The 18,481-nt window shown below is 42.4% G+C and carries 22 protein-coding genes; 5 read left to right on the top strand and 17 right to left on the bottom strand.

Annotated elements, in window-relative coordinates; genetic code table 11:
• Positions 1–44 precede the first annotated feature (44 nt).
• A complete protein-coding gene (gene mutS, locus B4F91_RS13475) occupies positions 45–2,630 on the top strand; it encodes a DNA mismatch repair protein MutS (RefSeq protein WP_288635864.1) in 2,586 nt (861 codons plus the stop codon).
• 132 nt (positions 2,631–2,762) lie between these two features.
• Here mutS and rpoS read toward each other — a convergent pair whose 3' ends face one another.
• The 11 genes from rpoS to B4F91_RS13530 all read right to left on the bottom strand — a co-directional run bounded on the left by rpoS (position 2,763) and on the right by B4F91_RS13530 (position 10,333).
• Positions 2,763–3,737: an RNA polymerase sigma factor RpoS gene (rpoS, locus tag B4F91_RS13480; protein WP_024033114.1), complete on the bottom strand. Its 975-nt coding sequence runs from the start codon at positions 3,735–3,737 to the stop codon at positions 2,763–2,765.
• A gap of 35 nt (positions 3,738–3,772) precedes the next feature.
• Positions 3,773–4,597, bottom strand: a complete 825-nt coding sequence (locus B4F91_RS13485; protein ID WP_024033115.1) for a peptidoglycan DD-metalloendopeptidase family protein — start codon at positions 4,595–4,597, stop codon at positions 3,773–3,775.
• 41 nt (positions 4,598–4,638) lie between these two features.
• On the bottom strand, positions 4,639–5,217 hold the full coding sequence (locus B4F91_RS13490) for a YqaA family protein (protein ID WP_004586188.1): 579 nt from the start codon (positions 5,215–5,217) through the stop codon (positions 4,639–4,641).
• 9 nt (positions 5,218–5,226) lie between these two features.
• A complete protein-coding gene (locus tag B4F91_RS13495; protein WP_004586187.1) occupies positions 5,227–5,865 on the bottom strand; it encodes a protein-L-isoaspartate(D-aspartate) O-methyltransferase in 639 nt (212 codons plus the stop codon).
• The gene (gene surE / locus B4F91_RS13500; protein WP_004586186.1) at positions 5,855–6,619 is read right to left on the bottom strand and encodes a 5'/3'-nucleotidase SurE; all 765 of its coding nucleotides are present in this window, start codon (positions 6,617–6,619) and stop codon (positions 5,855–5,857) included. The genes B4F91_RS13495 and surE overlap by 11 nt, the downstream gene beginning before the upstream one ends.
• On the bottom strand, positions 6,600–7,649 hold the full coding sequence (gene truD / locus B4F91_RS13505; RefSeq protein ID WP_286937374.1) for a tRNA pseudouridine(13) synthase TruD: 1,050 nt from the start codon (positions 7,647–7,649) through the stop codon (positions 6,600–6,602). Before truD ends, surE begins: the two co-directional genes overlap by 20 nt.
• Positions 7,646–8,143 (bottom strand): 2-C-methyl-D-erythritol 2,4-cyclodiphosphate synthase, encoded by a 498-nt coding sequence (ispF, locus tag B4F91_RS13510; RefSeq protein WP_121637863.1) that lies wholly within the window; start codon positions 8,141–8,143, stop codon positions 7,646–7,648. The genes truD and ispF overlap by 4 nt, the downstream gene beginning before the upstream one ends.
• Complete coding sequence (ispD, locus tag B4F91_RS13515; protein WP_286937372.1) at positions 8,140–8,841, bottom strand: 2-C-methyl-D-erythritol 4-phosphate cytidylyltransferase; 702 nt, start codon at positions 8,839–8,841, stop codon at positions 8,140–8,142. The genes ispF and ispD overlap by 4 nt, the downstream gene beginning before the upstream one ends.
• Complete coding sequence (ftsB, locus tag B4F91_RS13520; RefSeq protein ID WP_004586182.1) at positions 8,831–9,118, bottom strand: cell division protein FtsB; 288 nt, start codon at positions 9,116–9,118, stop codon at positions 8,831–8,833. The genes ispD and ftsB overlap by 11 nt, the downstream gene beginning before the upstream one ends.
• A 30-nt stretch (positions 9,119–9,148) precedes the next feature.
• Positions 9,149–9,778, bottom strand: coding sequence for a hypothetical protein (locus tag B4F91_RS13525; protein WP_024033119.1), 630 nt, complete (start codon positions 9,776–9,778; stop codon positions 9,149–9,151).
• Between the two features lie 75 nt (positions 9,779–9,853).
• Complete coding sequence (locus B4F91_RS13530; RefSeq protein WP_024033120.1) at positions 9,854–10,333, bottom strand: DUF2947 domain-containing protein; 480 nt, start codon at positions 10,331–10,333, stop codon at positions 9,854–9,856.
• 60 nt (positions 10,334–10,393) lie between these two features.
• Here B4F91_RS13530 and B4F91_RS13535 point away from each other — a divergent pair, with 60 nt between their 5' ends.
• From B4F91_RS13535 to B4F91_RS13550, 4 genes are read left to right on the top strand one after another with little or no spacing between them, the layout of a single operon-like run.
• Positions 10,394–10,633: a DUF1653 domain-containing protein gene (locus tag B4F91_RS13535; protein WP_024033121.1), complete on the top strand. Its 240-nt coding sequence runs from the start codon at positions 10,394–10,396 to the stop codon at positions 10,631–10,633.
• Positions 10,634–10,685: 52 nt separating this feature from the next.
• Entirely contained in the window at positions 10,686–11,534 is an 849-nt protein-coding gene (locus B4F91_RS13540) for an AAA family ATPase (RefSeq protein ID WP_004586178.1), read from the top strand.
• Position 11,535: 1 nt separating this feature from the next.
• Entirely contained in the window at positions 11,536–12,723 is a 1,188-nt protein-coding gene (locus B4F91_RS13545; RefSeq protein ID WP_288635866.1) for a vWA domain-containing protein, read from the top strand.
• Between the two features lies 1 nt (position 12,724).
• A complete protein-coding gene (locus tag B4F91_RS13550; protein ID WP_029774268.1) occupies positions 12,725–13,147 on the top strand; it encodes a hypothetical protein in 423 nt (140 codons plus the stop codon).
• Positions 13,148–13,508: 361 nt separating this feature from the next.
• Here B4F91_RS13550 and B4F91_RS13555 read toward each other — a convergent pair whose 3' ends face one another.
• The 6 genes from B4F91_RS13555 to tkt all read right to left on the bottom strand — a co-directional run.
• Positions 13,509–13,925, bottom strand: a complete 417-nt coding sequence (locus B4F91_RS13555) for a GNAT family N-acetyltransferase (protein ID WP_286939139.1) — start codon at positions 13,923–13,925, stop codon at positions 13,509–13,511.
• Positions 13,926–13,943: 18 nt separating this feature from the next.
• Positions 13,944–14,399 (bottom strand): GNAT family N-acetyltransferase, encoded by a 456-nt coding sequence (locus B4F91_RS13560; protein ID WP_286939138.1) that lies wholly within the window; start codon positions 14,397–14,399, stop codon positions 13,944–13,946.
• Positions 14,400–14,469: 70 nt separating this feature from the next.
• Positions 14,470–15,705, bottom strand: a complete 1,236-nt coding sequence (locus B4F91_RS13565; RefSeq protein WP_031289801.1) for an NRAMP family divalent metal transporter — start codon at positions 15,703–15,705, stop codon at positions 14,470–14,472.
• A gap of 142 nt (positions 15,706–15,847) precedes the next feature.
• Positions 15,848–16,204 (bottom strand): ribosome hibernation-promoting factor, HPF/YfiA family, encoded by a 357-nt coding sequence (hpf, locus tag B4F91_RS13570; protein ID WP_024033129.1) that lies wholly within the window; start codon positions 16,202–16,204, stop codon positions 15,848–15,850.
• 178 nt (positions 16,205–16,382) lie between these two features.
• Entirely contained in the window at positions 16,383–16,697 is a 315-nt protein-coding gene (locus tag B4F91_RS13575; RefSeq protein WP_004586170.1) for a pyrimidine/purine nucleoside phosphorylase, read from the bottom strand.
• 257 nt (positions 16,698–16,954) lie between these two features.
• Positions 16,955–18,481 (bottom strand): transketolase (gene tkt, locus B4F91_RS13580; protein ID WP_288635867.1); only part of this gene is annotated, 1,527 nt, incomplete at its 5' end.

Genomic DNA, 18,481 nt, shown 5'->3' on the forward strand with positions numbered 1-18,481 from the left:
TTAATCTCTTGATGTAATTCCATATTCAGCCTTTGGGTAAATACATGTCGTTTGATCTTTATGCACCGCACACTATAAAACAACAAACCCCTATGATGCAGCAGTATCTAAAAATAAAATCAGAGCATCGCGATATTTTATTGTTTTATCGTATGGGGGATTTTTATGAACTCTTTTTTGACGACGCTAAACGCGCAGCCCAACTACTCGATATTTCGCAAACGCATCGCGGTAAAGCCGGCGGCGATCCTATTCCTATGGCGGGTGTCCCTTATCATGCAGTAGAAAACTATTTAGCTCGTTTAGTACAAATGGGCGAATCGGTTGCTATATGTGAGCAAGTTGGCGATCCTGCAACCAGTAAAGGGCCAGTAGAGCGCAAAGTCGTACGTATCGTTACACCGGGTACTATTTCAGATGAAGCGCTATTGCAAGAACGCCAAGATAACTTACTCACTAGCGTATGGCAAAATAAAAAAGGGCTATACGGTATTGCCTACCTTGATATAAATTCAGGGCGTTTCAACGTAGTTGAAGTTAACACCGACGAAGCATTTACTTCAACCCTACAGCGCTTAGCACCCGCTGAGCTTTTATACTGTGAAAGCTTTGAAAACACACATTTAATTGAGCATATAAAAGGGGCACGCCGACGCCCTGAGTGGGAGTTTGACCTAGACACCGCGCAACACTTACTGTGCGAGCAGTTTGGCACCAAAGATTTAGTTGGTTTTGGTGTAGATAAAGCGCATGCTGCTTTGGTCGCTGCGGGTTGTTTAATGCAATATGTAAAAGATACACAACGTATTGCGCTACCCCACATTCGCGCTATTACGCTTGAGCATAACGAGCACGCAGTTATATTAGATGCGGCCACGCGCAAAAATTTAGAACTAACCGTTAATTTATCGGGCGGCTTTGAAAACACCTTAGCGCAGGTACTTGATAAAACCGCCACGGCCATGGGGTCGCGTTTACTTAAACGCCGTATTCATACACCTGTGCGTAATAAAAATGAGCTTAACTCACGTTTAAATGCCATTAGCGCCATTTTAGATGTGCAATTATATGGCGAGTTACACGATTCATTAAAAGAAATTGGTGATATAGAGCGCGTAATAGCACGACTTGCTTTATGCACCGCACGCCCGCGCGATTTAACCCGACTGCGCAGTGCCCTACAAGCACTCGCACCACTGCACGCATTATTAAACGATGCTAATGATGAGCGTATCGCTAGCATTGTTCACCATTCTCCAGAGCTGCCTGAACTACAAGCTTTACTTGAGCGTGCTGTTATTGATAACCCACCAGTACTAATTCGCGATGGGGGCGTTATTGCTCCAGGCTACAACAGCGAACTCGATGAATGGCGAAACTTGAGTAAAGGCGCTACCGATATACTTGAGCAACTAGAGCTTAGAGAGCGCGAGCGCACCGGGATCAGCACATTAAAAATTGGCTATAACAAGGTGCATGGCTTTTTTATCGAGGTAAGTCGTGCAAACTCACACTTAGTACCTGCTGATTATATTCGCCGCCAAACGCTTAAAAATAATGAACGCTACATAATACCTGAACTAAAAGAGCACGAAGACAAAGTGCTTGGCAGCCAATCAAAAGCTCTTGCGCTTGAAAAACAATTATATGAAGAGCTATTTGAGTTTATAGCCCCGCATATTGAACAGCTTCAAATGATGGCTGGCGCATTAGCTGATTTAGATGTATTGAATAACTTAGCAGAGCGAGCGCAAACGCTTAATTATGCTAAACCCCAGCTATGCGATGATGACAATATAAGTATTAAACAAGGTCGCCACCCCGTGGTAGAGCAAGTAATGAAAGAACCTTTTATTGCCAACCCTGTGGAGCTAAATAGCCAGCGTAAAATGTTGATTATCACCGGTCCAAACATGGGTGGTAAATCAACCTACATGCGCCAAACAGCACTTATCGTATTGATGGCACATATTGGCTGTTATGTCCCTGCTGATAGTGCAAAAATTGGTAATATTGACCGTATATTTACTCGCATTGGTGCAAGCGACGATTTAGCCTCTGGTCGCTCTACTTTCATGGTAGAAATGACAGAAACCGCCACAATATTAAATAATGCAACTGCGCAATCTTTGGTATTAATGGATGAAATTGGCAGAGGTACCAGTACCTACGATGGCTTGTCACTTGCTTATGCAACGGCTGATCATCTGGCACAAAAAATATCTGCTAAAACATTATTTGCTACGCACTACTTTGAATTAACGGAACTTGCCGAGCAAAAAACTGGACTGGTGAATGTGCACTTAGATGCCATAGAGCACAACGACACCATTGCATTTATGCATACTGTGCTTGATGGTGCAGCAAGTAAAAGCTTTGGCTTACAGGTCGCAGCGCTTGCCGGCGTGCCTAAAGCCGTGATAGCCCAAGCAAAACAAAAGCTTAAACTGCTCGAAAACCACCAAAGTGTAACAGCGCCTAATGCTGAGCAGCAGGCGTTTTCATTTGCTAATGAGTTACCTGCGCCTGAGCCTTCAGAGGTTGAGGAGCAACTCAGTGCCATTGACCCTGATAACCTATCGCCGCGTCAAGCACACGAACTTCTTTATAAATTAAAGGCTCTGCTTTAAATATAGATAACTTGAGCGGTGGTTAAGAGGCTGATAACACTGTAAATAGTATTTCTTGGGGGTCGTAAGACATAAAAAAAGCTGAAGGTTTTATCCTTCAGCTTTTAAACACATAGACAGTATAAAAGGGAGTTACGAGAACTGGTCAAACAAACTTTCTGTGCTTAACCCTTCTTGTTGTAAAATATCTTTTAAACGACGTAATGCTTCTACCTGAATTTGTCTTACGCGCTCTCGCGTTAAACCAATTTCACGGCCAACATCTTCTAGTGTTGATGGCTCATAGCCAAGTAAACCAAAGCGACGCGCTAATACTTCACGTTGTTTAGGGTTTAACTCACCTAACCAATCAACAATATGTTTGTTAATATCGTTGTTTTGAACTTCGCCCTCAGGGCCTGCGCTTTTTTCATCGGCAATAATGTCTAACAGTGCGCTGTCGTTCTCACCGCCAATTGGCATATCAACTGAGGCAATTTTCTCGTTTAAGCGTAGCATTTTAGTTACGTCTTCTACGGGTCTGCCTAGGCTTTCAGCAATTTCTTCAGCAGTTGGCTCATGGTCTAGCTTTTGTGTCAGCTCGCGTGCTGTACGCAAGTAAACATTTAATTCTTTAACTACATGTATTGGCAGGCGAATTGTGCGCGTTTGATTCATAATGGCGCGTTCAATTGTTTGGCGTATCCACCACGTTGCATAAGTCGAAAATCTAAAACCGCGCTCTGGGTCAAACTTTTCAACAGCGCGAATTAAACCTAGGTTACCTTCTTCAATTAAATCTAGAAGTGCTAATCCTCGGTTGTTATAACGGCGGGCAATTTTTACAACTAAACGTAGGTTACTTTCAATCATACGCTTGCGAGATGCTTCACATCCACGTAGCGATTTGCGGGCAAAAAAGACTTCTTCTTCAGCGCTAAGTAGGGGGGAAAAACCAATTTCTCCTAAATAAAGTTGGGTTGCATCAAGGTTTTTAGTTACTTCCTCTTTTGCAAATATCTCTTCTTCGTTATCAACCTCTTCAAGTAATGCTGCAGTTTCTTCTACTGCGGTGTCATCAAATTTTTCGTCGGTGGTGTTTTTGTCAAGTTTTGCTGCGTTAGCCATAAGCCTTCTCCCGAGCAATTATCAATACCTAAAAATTAGGGAAGGTATTTAGCAGGATTGACAGCTTGCCCACGGTAGCGAATTTCAAAACGAAGCGCAGTGACCGAAGATTCTGACTTGCCCATTTCTGCTATTTTTTGTCCTGCCTTAACTTTCTGCTTTTCTCTAACAAGTAGTTTCGAGTTATGTGCATAAGCACTTAGGTAATCATCATTATGTTTCAAAATGATTAAATTACCGTACCCTCGAAGCGCATTACCCGCATACACCACCGTTCCTTGTGCTGCGGCTAAAACTGAAGCCCCTGTACGGTTAGTAATCTGTAAACCCTTGTAACCGTTTTCCTTATTAGAAAAGCGTTTAGTCACTTTGCCCTTTGCAGGCCAAAACCACTTTACTTTACTGCTCGACGAAGGTTTAGCATTACTAACTATTTCATTGGCTTGTTTTCGAACATACTCTCGTTGTTTCGGCTGATCAAGATTTTTCTTTAATTTTTTGTTAGTTTTTTGTTTTATTTTAGTGGATGTTATTTTTTGTTTAACGGGTGAATTGCTAGCAAGCGCATGGCTAGTGGTGGCTGCAAGCGAAACAACTTGCCCAGGATAAATAACGTAAGGTGATGGAATTGAATTGTTTTTTGCAAGCGACCTAAAATCTTGCCCTGCACTAAAGGCAATGGAATATAAAGTATCCCCCTTTTGTACTGTGTATTTATTGCCATTAATGTTAATGCCTTTTTGAAAGTCATTAACATTAGTATTGAGGCTACTAACTGGAGCAGGTATATGGCGAGATGAACACCCCGAAAGCAAAACAACAATAAATACAATTACATATAATGCGTACTGACTATTCAAGGTGTTTTGCTCCGAAATTTAAAAAGTACTACTTTTGTTTGTTAGCGTAATAAAAAGTAAGCAACCGCTATTAATATAACTAAACCCCAGCCAAGTACTTCAACATATTGACGTAATTTTTGCTCCATTTTAACCCCGCCCCACTTCATTAAAGCAGAAACTAAAAAGAAACGCGCACCACGGCCAACGGCAGACGCTATTAAAAATGGTAAAAATGCCATTTGTAATACCCCTGCACCAATAGTAAATACCTTATAAGGGATAGGTGAAAAGCCCGCTAAAAATACCACCCACACGCCATACTCTTTAAACCATGTAAGCGCTGTTTCAAACTTTTCTTGCCAGTGCATCTGCTCAATAAAGGGCTGTACAACAGGCTCAAATAACCAGTAACCTAAAAAGTAACCTACAATCCCCCCAAGTACTGAAGCAACTGTTGCAAAGCTTGCAAAGCGCCACGCTTTACTTGGCTGAGCAAGCGACATAGGGGCAAGCATTACATCCGGTGGTACCGGAAAAAAAACAGACTCAGCAAAGCTCATGGCTGCTAAATAGCGCTCAGCAAAGCGGTGTTTTGCCCACACTAGGGCCATATCGTATAACTTAGTAAACAATTTCAACGTGAATTCCTATTCAATATCACCAGGGACGAGAGGGACAAACCGAACTGGTGCAATAACATGCTCTGTGAAGCTATCGCCTTGACGAATAACCATGGTTAATTTTTGTTCTTGCTCACCAATGGGAGCAAGGAGTACACCGCCATCAGCTAGTTGTGCAAGTAAGTCTTGAGGCACTTTTGATGCGGCCGCGGTAACTATAATACCATTAAACGGGGCCTGCGATTGCCAGCCTTGCCAGCCATCTGCGTGTTTCATGGTTACATTGTATAAATCAAGTTGATGTAAACGGCGTTTAGCCTGCCATTGCAGTGCTTTTATACGCTCGACCGAATACACCTTATTAAAACACTTGGCTAACACTGCGGTTTGATAACCAGAGCCTGTGCCAATTTCTAACACTTTGTCGCGTACGCCAGCCAAATGAAGCAGCTCGGTCATACGCGCCACAATATAAGGCTGCGAAATAGTTTGCCCTTGCCCTATTGGCAACGCCGTGTTTTCGTACGCCTTGTGTTTTAGTACATCATCAATAAAGGCATGACGTGGTATATCTGCAATGGCTTTTAATACCTGTTTGTCTTCTACCCCTTCTTGCTCTAATAGCTTAGAAAGCGCAATAGCACTGCGCGAGTAATTAGCCAGCACGGTTTATCTCCATTTCAGCTAACCACTGCCCAACCGCTTCAATACTTTCTTTTGCTGTCATATCAACACTTAGCGGCGTAACTGAAGCATAGCCATTATTAACAGCGTAAAAATCAGTGCCCTCACCGGCATCGCTTTCAATACCAAGCGAGCCATACCAAAAAATATCACGCCCCCATGGGTCCGTTTGTTTGGTCATGGTTTCGGCTTTATGTCGAGCACCTAAACGCGTAACTTGCACCCCTTTTAGCTCACTTAGAGGAATATCGGGTACATTTACGTTGATAATTTGATCTTTAGGCAGTGGGTGCGATGCCAGCCCTTTAATTATGTTAACGGTCACAGCTGCTGCGGTTTCAAAGTGCTCACCATGGTGCGAGCAAAGCGACACGGCAATAGCAGGCAAGCCTAAATGGCGCCCTTCGGTCGCCGCAGCCACAGTGCCTGAATACAATGTATCATCGCCCAAATTAGCGCCGTGGTTAATACCTGCTACGACTAAATCAGGCGTTTCATCTACTAACTGATTAACCCCTAAATGAACACAATCAGTAGGTGTGCCATTAACCGATATAAAGCCGTTTTCAAGCGTGGTAGAGCGCAGTGGATTTATTAACGTTAACGAGTTACTGGCACCACTACAGTTACGATCAGGGGCTACAAGGGTTACATCGGCAATTTGCGTAAGAGCCTGGTATAAAACAGCAATCCCTTTAGCGTTTACACCGTCGTCGTTACTTAGCAGTATCTTCATTTTGACTGTCCTTTTCTTTTCGCTCATTAGGGCTTGCATCGGTGTAATCCACCAGCTCACGTAAAAGTGCGGTAGCAAAACACCCTTTAGGCAATCCAAAGCTTAATTTTAAAGTCGTTTCGTCTAGTGTTTCTATGGTTAAATCTTGCGGAATGAGACGCAGCATACGGCGCTCATTTTTAAGGCCTAATTCGCCTAAGCCCTCACACCATGCTTGGTATGGTTTTAGCCATAATTTTTCTTGATCAGTTAAGCCCTTTTCGCTTTTACCAACCATAGGAGCCGACATCATAATATCGCCAGAGGCTAAACGCGCTATGTTTTCATCGCTTATTGCATCTTCAAAAAATGCGTTACTACCGCTTAGCATAAATACTTCACGGTGCATGGTTTTAGCTAACCCATGCTCTTTAACACGTAAGCTCACTATTTGATTAAATACATATGAACGGGCAGCGGAGATAATAATACCGCGTAGTTTTTTATCGCGAATGCGCTCGCCGGCAAACATTTTTTCGGCCATAACTAAATTATGCCCATCGCGGCCAAAGCGCTGCTCACCAAAGTAGTTAGGCACACCCGCACGCACGGCATTAATGCGGCATAAAATATCAAGCGGCTGGGTTACATTACGAAGCGTAATAGTGAATCGGTTTCCTTTGTGGCAACCGGTGCGTAATTTACGTTCGTGGCGCTGTTGCGAAACCACAAAAATGCTGTCGCTATTGAGTTCACTAAAATCAATGTGCTTTTTAATGGGTACTTTTACGCTAAACCATTGGCTACACACGCCGTGGCGGTCTTTCATGCCGGCATAGCTTACTTCGCGCGGTGACACTCCAGCCTTTTGTGCAATTAACTTGGCCACATATTGCGTGTTTTCACCTTTTTTAACGACCTGTAAGCATACATGCTCACCACTGCCGGTAAACTCTATGCCGAGGTCTTCATCAACCATAAAATCTTCAGCAACGGTTTTAAAATCTGCTTTTGAAAGCGGTGCACCGTATAGGTAATTTAAATCGCTCATGCGCTTGCTGTACTCTCAGGCGCTTTGCTCATAATAACCACCGCATGGCTAGAAATACCTTCTTTACGCCCTTCAAAGCCGAGCTTTTCGGTGGTGGTCGCTTTAACATTGATTTGTGAAAGCTCGCAATTTAAATCGCTGGCTAAATTAGTGCGCATAGCGTGGATGTGTGGCAACATTTTAGGAGCCTGCGCCACAATAGTGACATCGCCATTGCCCAGTACATAACCTTGCTCTTTGGCAAGGCTTACAACATGGCGAAGTAAAATACGGCTATCTATATTTTCATACTCGCTCGCCGTATCCGGAAAATGCTTACCAATATCGCCCATTGCCAAAGCGCCTAAAATAGCATCGCATAATGCATGAATAGCAACATCGCCATCTGAGTGTGCTAAAAAGCCCTGCGGGTAATCTATTTTTTCGCCGCAAATTGTTATTGGGCCTTCGCCACCAAATTTGTGTACGTCAAAACCATGGCCAATTCGAATCATAATGCTTGCTCGTTTTGTTGTTTGTTTAATAAAAACCCCGCTAGGTCTAAATCCTCCGGCGTGGTTATTTTAATATTGTCGCTGCGCCCTGCAATTAGCTTAACGGGTTTATTTGCCCACTCAATGGCACTGGCTTCATCGGTAATAGTTACGCCTTCACAAAGCGCACGTTGCAACGCATTTTTAAGCTCGTCATATTTAAAAAACTGCGGTGTAAGCGCTTGCCATAAATCATCACGAGGCACGGTTTGCTCGCTATGCGTGTTACCACGCTTTATGGTGTCTTTTACCTTGCTTGCTAAAATACCGCCTTCGTCGTCGGCTATACAATGCGCTATTAAGGTTTCAATATCGTTAATAGTGACTAAGGGGCGGGCTGCGTCGTGCACCAGCACCCATTCAGGAGGGTTATTTTCTAAAAACAATAAGCTATTAAGCACTGAGTCTGCTCGCTCTTGCCCGCCGTTCGCGCGTAAAATTCGCGAGTCTATGTGCGCAAGCGAGTCAAAAAAAGGGTCGGTTTGACTAACGGCTACAACTATTTGGCTTAAGCTTTTTAATTGCGAAAGCTTACAGAGCGTGTGCTCTAAAATAGTTTTTCCTGCCAATTTAATATACTGCTTAGGTGCACTGTGCTGCATTCTGCTGCCTACGCCGGCAGCGGGTACAATGGCAGCTATTGAATTATTATTTTTCATGTTGTTTGCCCGGTAAAACACGTATAAATGTTTCATCCGGTTTAATCATTCCTAATTCGTTACGAGCGCGCTCTTCTATGCCTTCTTGACCAAGCTTTAAATCTTCTATGTCGGCGGTAAGTACTTTATTGCGCTTAATTAGTTTTTCATTAGTTTGTTGATGAGAAGCCACGGCTGCTTTTAAACGTGTATAGTCTTGCACACCGTTATGACCAAACCAAAGTCGGTATTGTATAAACAGTGCTAAGCACAACAGGCCAAGCTGAAAAAACCGCATTTAACACTCCCTATTCGTTTTTAAATAAAATTAGGCTCGTGGGCGTTTTATATTACGCCAATTAATATTACCCGCTAATAGCATTTCTCTAAGTGAAAGCAACCTAGGTGCGCAGCGTTTTGAAAATTGCCACTGATGCCCGCAACACGCCGCTGTTAAACTCATTTTACTGGGTTTTACCAACTGCGCATTTGCTTGCTCTAGACCCTTGCCAAAAAAATCAAACCAGCCTAGTTCATTACAGTGCAGTTTATTGTCGCTTACTTGATCTATGCTGTCTATTCTTAGCCTCACTTGGTCATGGCTATTTATTAACACCGGCACTATTAGCCCCACTTGGGCATATTTTTTATAAAAAAGTTCATTTGCCTGAGCGTTAACCTCTGGCGGTGTTGGCTTTTGTTTTTCAAGCCAAGAGCCATTTTGTGAGTCGAGCGTAAACGGCGAACTCCCATTGGCAACCAAAGTCGCCGCCCGTTCTATATAATACGGTAAGCTTTTTAATTGGCGGCGTAGTTTATCAGCATTAGGCTCAGCAACTAAGCGCTGTACCTCTCGCTGATAAAACGCATTGCACAATTGTGCATACAGCACTTTTTGCGCATCACTTTGCCATATTTCTTGCTGCTGAGCTGCAAGTGGCTGACTCTTCGCTACCAATAGTTATACTCAAAAAACAATTAGGTAGCTGTTTTATAGCACAATAGCGGCTATTTTTTAAGCGCACTAGGCAATTTAAGCGCTTGGCTTTTCACCTAATTTAGCAATGCCGCTTTCTAAAAATTGCACCACGGTATTACGCTTTTTACCAATTAATAAACTGCCATCAGCTAAAAACATAAAGTTTTGCCAATTACGTTTAAATACATCAAAGGTGGTTTCTATAACGTTATCGCGTGCCATACAAAAATAAACGGTGGTATTAGCCTGCCAATCTAAATGATCCAAAATGGCTTGCGGTAAGCTTTCGTCGCCATTTTCCCACGCATCTTCCCAATTTACTTCATCGCTAAAGCTTTCTTCTTTACCGCACCAATCAGTTTTATCAAAAAAATCGGGGTGGTCGAACTCGCGGCTCACCATAGTGCTCCAAAGCACCGCAGCACGTTCGCTGGTCATTGGCTTAATACGCGCAGCGTCTTCTTCAGATACAGGGAGGTCTTTATGACGAAAAACCCAGGCTTTTTTGTGATCATCGAGCGAAATATAATTCATAGTGTTGGTGTATTCTTTGGCATAATAAAAAGCAAACGCAATTATACAAGAGATCAAAACATGACTACAGCAATAAAACCGCTTTCCCTCAAACCAGGGATATATCAACACTACAAAGGCCCACAATACAAAGTATTTTACGTAGCAACACACAGTGAAACCGAAGAGCAACTAGTTATATACCAAGCCCTGTATGGCGAGTACGGCATGTGGGCACGCCCACTAAGTATGTTTTTAGAAACCGTTGAAAAAGATGGACACACTATTCCACGCTTTGCCTACCTTGGAGCTGCAGATTAACTATGGCATTATAATCACATACAACACTGATCAGACCAGGCAAGGGGAACCCGTGCAATTTAATTCTACCGACAACTACATCGCTAGCAGCTCGCTTAAACAGGCTGTAAATGCCGCTATTATGCTTGAAAAACCCTTATTAATTAAAGGTGAGCCAGGTACAGGTAAAACTATGCTGGCGGAAGAGCTTGCTAAAAGCTTAGATACCGAGCTTATTCAGTGGCACATTAAATCAACCACCAAAGCACAACAGGGCTTGTACGAATACGACGCGGTATCGCGCCTACGCGACAGCCAATTAGGCGATGAGCGCGTACATAACATTGGCAACTACATTGTTAAAGGTAAGCTGTGGCAAGCGTTTAACTACGCTGAACTTAACGGCAAACGCCCAGTGCTTTTAATCGACGAAATAGACAAAGCCGACATCGAGTTCCCAAACGACTTACTGCTCGAACTTGATAAAATGGAGTTTCATGTTTACGAAACTAACGAGCGCATTGTAGCGAAAGAACGCCCTATTGTGATCATCACGTCAAACAACGAAAAAGAACTACCAGATGCCTTTTTACGCCGCTGCTTTTTTCACTATATTGATTTTCCAAGCAGCGAGGAAATGCAGCAAATCGTTGATGTGCACTACCCTAACGTCAAACAAGATTTAGTTCGCCAAGCACTCGAAGTATTTTTTAACTTACGTGAAGCCAACGGCCTTAAAAAGAAACCTTCCACCAGCGAATTGCTGGATTGGTTAAAGCTTTTAATGGCCGAAGATATAGACGCTAAAACACTGCACGATAAAGCCCAAAAAGGCGGTTTAATGCCGATGTTTGGCGCATTACTTAAAAATGAGCAAGACATAAGCCTAATCGAAAAGCTCGCCTTTATGAGCCGTCGCTAACATGTTAGTACAGCTTTTTTTCACGCTACGTAAATACCGTTTACCGGTAAGCCTGCGCGAGCTACTCGATTTAATAAACGCCTTAAAAAAAGGCGTTATATTTGCCGATGTAGATGGCTTTTACTATTTAGCGCGCACCATAATGGTAAAAGACGAAACCCATTTTGACAGGTTCGACAAAGCCTTCAGCGACTATTTTAGCGGTATTGCCGACCTTGATTTGCTCGAAAGTTTAAAACAACAGCACAGCTTACCTAAAGACTGGTTGCGCAAAGAGTTTGAAAAACACCTAAGCGATGAAGAAAAAGCCCAGCTAAAAGCCATGGGCGGGCTCGACGAGCTAATGAAAACCCTAAAAGAGCGTTTAGAAGAGCAACAAAAACGCCACGCAGGCGGCAATAAATGGGTAGGCACTGGTGGTACATCACCTTTTGGTGCATATGGGTATAACCCAGAGGGCGTGCGTATAGGGCAAGAGGGTAACCGTAATCGCCAAGCGGTAAAAGTGTGGGATAAACGTGAATACCGTAATTTAGATTCAGATCGTGAAATAGGCTCACGCACCATAAAACTTGCCCTCAAAAAATTACGTAAATTTGCCCGCACAGGCGCAAGTGACACCCTTGATTTAAACGAGACCATTCGCGCTACCGCCAAACAAGGCGGCATGCTGGATGTAAAAATGGCACCCGAGCGCCACAATGCCGTTAAAGTATTAATGCTGTTTGATATTGGCGGCTCAATGGATGACTACATTCATACTTGCGAAGAGCTATTTAGCGCAGCCCACAGCGAGTTTAAACATTTAGAGTTTTACTACTTTCATAACTGCTTATACGAGCACGTTTGGCAAGACAATGCGCGGCGCCATTCAAACATCATTGACACCATGACGCTGATTAATAAATTTACCAGCGACTACAAAGTAATATTTGTCGGTGACGCTACTATGGGCCCATACGAAATAGCGTACCCCGGCGGCTCAGTAGAGCACTACAATGAAGAGCCCGGCAGTGCATGGTTGCAACGTATAACAAACCACTTTGATAAAGTCGCCTGGCTCAACCCACAACCTGTTGAACACTGGCCTTACTATCAATCAATTGATTTTATAAAAGAGTTAATGAACAATCGCATGTATGCGCTGAGCTTGGATGGAATAAGTAGAGCGATAAAAGAGCTGAGTTAAAATGAATAATAGGAATATATTAAAATTAGTTTTGTTTGCATCACTTATTATCAATATGGTTTTTATTACTATCTTTATAAGTGACTCTAAAAAGGATGAAAGCATTTATTTATTAGCAAGCAATGTTGAAGCTAAATGCTTGAATGACTGGAAATCACAAGATTCTAGGGTGCCTTTTATTACCTCTCATCAAATTTTAGGGCCAGATCCTTTTACTGAATATAACCTTTTAGAGCTGGGAGGTTATGATCAGTCAACATCTTTCACATACGAATTCTCAGCATGTTTTAAAGATAAGTTTTCTACAGTAAGAACAATTTCAGAGATGAAATATGCTATTGATTTCATGGGTAAGCAATCAAAAAATGTTGGATTTTATAAATTACCAAATTCTGATGAAATTATTGTTTACTCAAATGAGTAGCAATTAGGCTAGATTGGCTAAACTCACAACTCGTTGAGCATTCGCCGCACTATCAATCAACTGATTTTATAAAACAGTTAATTGATAACCGCATCTAACCACAGAGTTTAGCTGGGATAAGTAAAGCGATTAAAGAGCTGAGTTAGAATGTTAATTTACGAAGGCTCAGAACTAGCAGTGGAGCTTCAGGCGTGAACCTATAACGTTGTTGGGTGGCGCCTTTGGCTTAACCAACCTACCTTTAGACGTAGGTCGGATAAGTGGCGAAGCCGCGCCATCCAACGATAATGATGAATAAACTAGAAACAACCCGCCTTACAGAGTTAATGGAAAATATAAAAAAATTCAGCAATATTTATTATTACTTGCTAATAAACTTACACATTCCAAACCCTAAACTATCGCCATCGCGTTTTACATAACCATATTGTGTATAAAATCTTTCTTTACCGTGAGCACTTAATAAAGCGATTGTAGCGCCATTAGAGCTGGTGCTGCTTAGGTAGTTTTCAATGTGGGTCATTACTAAATGACCAATGCCTTGTTTTTGATAGCTTGGCGTAACAATTATATCTTGAATATAAAAATACATTGCGCCATCACCAACCACTCTGCCAGTGCCTATTAACTTATCCGTGTCGTATACAGTGACCCAAAACAATGAATTTTCGATGCTTGCTTTCAATACTTCATCGTCAGGGTTTTGCCACTTTACTTGTGTACGTAAATTAGCAAATTCATCCTGTGCAGGAGCTGTATATTCAACCTTATAAACCATAATATCCCTTACTCACTTTTAAAGCACTTTACTCATAAACAAGCTATACGGATCTAGCTGATAATCACCGAACGGCTCGCACTCTTTAAAACCAAACTGAGTGTAAAGCTTTTGCGCAGGTAAAAATGCTTTTGCTGTTCCAGTTTCTAGGCTTAACTTTTTATACCCTCGCAGTGTTGCTTGCTCAATAATATGCGTGAGTAACTTAGCGGCTATGCCTTGGCGTAAATAGTTGTTTGAGGTGCGCATTGATTTAATTTCGCCATGCGTTGTATTTAGCACTTTTAATGCGCCAACACCCGCTAAATTATTATCAATCCATAAGCTATAAAAAGTTATATCGGGCTTTGTGAGATTAGTTAAATCAAGTGTATGTACGCTTTCAACAGGTGAGTGTTTTAGCATATCGTCATGATGCGCTTGTAGTAACTTTATAATGTGTGGGTTTGAAAGCGCGTCTGTTCTAATATCCATTTACACCCCATTTAATCCTTGAGTTTAATGCTTAGGGCTTTAATTAAAGCCCTAAAGTAAATAGCTATATTTAGGCTGCTAGCTTCCACACCACAAACGCAACAGCAAAACCAACTAAGTACACTAAGCCTAACCACGTTAAGCTGCGCAATAGTACGCTGTGTTTAATGGCCGGCTCTGAGCGCACTAAACTAAAGTTAAGCCATGCAAAAACGGGGGTAGTGACAAAAGCAAGTGTCATGGCAAAGGTAAGCATTGGCCCCAGGGCCGATTTAAAAAATAAAATAACGGCCATACCGGCAAAGGCCTGCAGTACTAACCAAATATTTAAACTATGTTTAGATTGCTTAAAGCCAAGTAGTTTATGTGACTCGTTAAGTGTACGTGCGTAGCCATCAAGCACAGTGAGTGTAGTGCCAAACATACATAAAAAAGCAATGGCTGATACAAGTGGCCTTGCCCACTCGCCAATAGTCAGTGCATACATATCAATAAGCTGTTTAGCAAAGGCAACACCGCCAAGCTCAATACTGCTGCTTTGCCCATATTGCACCAGCACACCTAAGCTAAAAAATACCAATGCTAAACAGGCTGTTAGCCAATAGCCTACGTTAAAATCGAATAAGCCTTGGCTTTTAGTAACCGTTTGCTGAGTTTGTTTTTCTTTGAGCCAAAGCGAACTAAGCGCTGATATTTCTATGGGTGCCGGCATCCAGCCCATTAACGCGACCATAAAGCTCAGCATAGCCAACTCGTAAGGTGATGGGCCAATATAGTCAGCTGGTGCCATTGGGCCGTTACTAAATGCGATAACCAGTGCAATAACAGTAGCAAGCGTCAATAGCCCCATTATGCCTTTAGCAACGCTGTCGAGCGCTTTAAAGTGCCCAAGTAATAAAATAGCTAAACACACACCGAGCAATATCCAACACAGTAGCGTGACTTCTATCACTATTGGCAGTGCATAATGAAGCAAGCTTGCAGTCAGTAATAGCACCCCTGCGGTATTAACTATGGCGGCAAGTATATTTAAGCCAATAAAACTATAAAAATAGACAGGGCCTTTATTTTTATAGCCTTCTACTAAACTGTTTTTGGTTGCTAGGGTGTATTCCATACCAAAGCGAAAAAATGGGTACTTTAATACATTAACAACGAGAATTAGCCAAAACAGTTGCCAGCCAAATAGCGCGCCAGCTTGAGTAGATGCAACTAAGTGAGAGCCGCCAATTGCTGCGGTTGCCATTAAGATACCAGGGCCTAGTGCGCCCAATCGAGATTTCCAAGAGGTGTGTGTTTGCTGCATTAATTTCTCAAATTATGTGTGTTATTCGCTCTGGTTATTAATTTTCATAATTAATAACACCGAAGGCTGCATAACTTACCTAAATTAAAGGCAATAAAAAAGAGCCGTAAGGCTCTTTTTTATAGTACTTTGGGACTAAATCTTATTTTAGTTCCATCTCTTGGATGATTTCGTGCGCTATTTCTGGCGTTGTGCTTACAGGCTTTTCGTGTAAATTTGCTTTTATTTGCCCTTTTCGATGTTTTAGTGCTGCATCGAGTTTTTTAGCTGCGCTTGCAATCGCCGGGTACATAACTTCGTTTTCCCCTTTTACCGATATACGCGCACCTTCGTAATTTGTGCTAATTTCTGCTTGGATTTTGTGATGCTCTTTAGACAATATAATGTCGAGTGCGATAAGTGATGGAAAGTGGCTCTCGATTTTTGAAAACTTTTCGTTGATATGCTCTCTAATAGAGTTAGTAACGTCTACATGGTGACCAGAAAGATTAATTTTCATAGGGTATCCTTTTATTTGTTACCTCATAAATAGTATTGGGGGCTATTTAGATTAACACAAGGAAAAAGCACTGATTTTTGAAATTAATTTGTTACTTAAACTGATTTAAATTATAAGTTGTGCAAAGTTTATGCAAAGCCCATAAAATATGGGCTTTCAGACGTCTAGCCTTTAGCGTTTAGTCTGTGTACGAACAGCAATAGTCAGCAAAATCACTCACTTTTACTTTAAAGCTAACATTGGCATCAACGTTAAATGATTCGCCCGCGGTAAATGTTTTCCACTGCGTTTCGCCAGGTAGTAAAATGTCCCACTGGCCGCCTAACAGCTCCATGAGTTCTTTTTTACTGGTATCAAATACAAATTCGCCTGGTTGCATAAAGCCTAGCGTTTTGGTTGTGCCATCGTTAAATACCACGGTACGGCTTGATACTTTACCGTCAAAATACACGTTCGCTTTTTTAATTACGCTTACATTTTCAAACTGAGACATCCTCACTCCTGTTGTATTATTTTATTTAATCGGCCACCACCTTGCCTGATAGGTCATAGCCTTGCAAGAAAAGCGCTGTGAAAATTACTCATCTGAAATTCAAGCTCAAAAGGCTTTAAGCCAAAAAAGTACTACGTATTTCAAGCAGTGTGATTCAAGTACCTTAAAGCTACTACGCCGCTTTATAACTCAGTCAGCAAACAAAAAAGCCCGCCCTGTTTTACACAGGGCGGGCTTTTAAATATTATAGCTAACGGTTAAAACAACTCGTTTGCTTTATTTACAATGTTCTCTACTGTAAAGCCAAAGTACTCAAACAGCTCACCAGCAGGTGCCGACTCACCAAAGGTAGTCATACCTACTACTGCGCCATTTAGGCCCACGTACTTGTACCAGTAATCAGCAATACCTGCTTCTACTGCTACGCGGCGTGTAACGGCTGCCGGTAGTACGCTTTCTTTGTACTGTGCGCTTTGCTCTTCAAATACATCAGTACATGGCATAGATACAACACGTACCTTTTTACCTTGGCTGCGTAGCTCTGTTGCAGAGTCTTGTGCTAGTTGCACCTCAGAACCTGTTGCAATAATAATTAGCTCTGGCTCGCCGTCACAGCTAAGGATGTAACCACCCTTTTTAACATCAGCTAATTGCTGAGCGTCACGCGCTTGTTGCTCAAGGCCTTGGCGAGTAAAGATAAGTGATGTAGGACCATCTTTACGCTCAATAGCTTGTTGCCATGCAATTGCCGACTCAACTTGGTCACACGGGCGCCAGTTGTATAAGTTAGGCGTTAAACGCATGCTAGCAATTTGCTCTACCGGTTGGTGAGTTGGACCATCTTCACCTAGGCCGATTGAATCGTGCGTGTATACAAAAATGCTTGGTTGCTTCATCAGCGCAGCCATACGTACCGCATTTTTTGCGTATTCAACAAACATTAAGAACGTTGCACCGTAAGGAATAAAACCTTTATGAAGCGCAATACCATTCATAATTGCCGACATACCAAACTCACGTACACCGTAGTAAACGTAGTTACCGCTTGCATCATCTGCAGTTAGCCCTTTAGAGCCATCCCAAATTGTTAAGTTTGATCCAGCTAAATCGGCTGAGCCACCCATGAATTCTGGTAATAACGGGCCAAATGCATTTAATGCATTTTGTGACGCTTTACGAGATGCAGGATTTGCAGGGTTTGCTTGTAGTTGCTCTATGTACGCTTGAGATTTTTCAGCCCAATCGCCTGGGAGTTCGTTATTAATACGGCGCTTATATTCAGCTGCAAGCTCTGGGTATGCCTTTGCGTATGCTGCAAATTTTTCGTCCCAGCTAGATTCAAGCTGTTGACCTTTTTCTTTGCTATCCCACTGTGCGTAAATATCATCAGGGATTTCAAATGCACCGCCAGACCAGCCTAAAAATTCGCGAGACGCTGTAATTTCGTCATCACCTAATGGCGCGCCGTGACAATCGTGGCTACCAGATTTATTAGGTGAACCGTAACCAATCACTGTTTTACAACAAATTAGTGATGGTTTGTCAGTAACACTTTGAGCCTCTGCTATTGCAGCACTAACAGCATCGCTGTCGTGGCCATCAACGTCACTTATTACATGCCAGCCGTACGCTTTAAAGCGTGCTGGTGTATCGTCGCTAAACCAACCTTCAACTTCACCATCGATTGAAATACCGTTGTCATCCCAAAAAGCCACTAACTTGCCAAGGCCTAATGTGCCAGCAAGTGAACATGCTTCATGAGAAATACCTTCCATTAAACAACC

It is taken from the genome of Pseudoalteromonas sp. UBA6610, from assembly GCF_002433295.1.
Classification (GTDB): domain Bacteria; phylum Pseudomonadota; class Gammaproteobacteria; order Enterobacterales; family Alteromonadaceae; genus Pseudoalteromonas; species Pseudoalteromonas atlantica.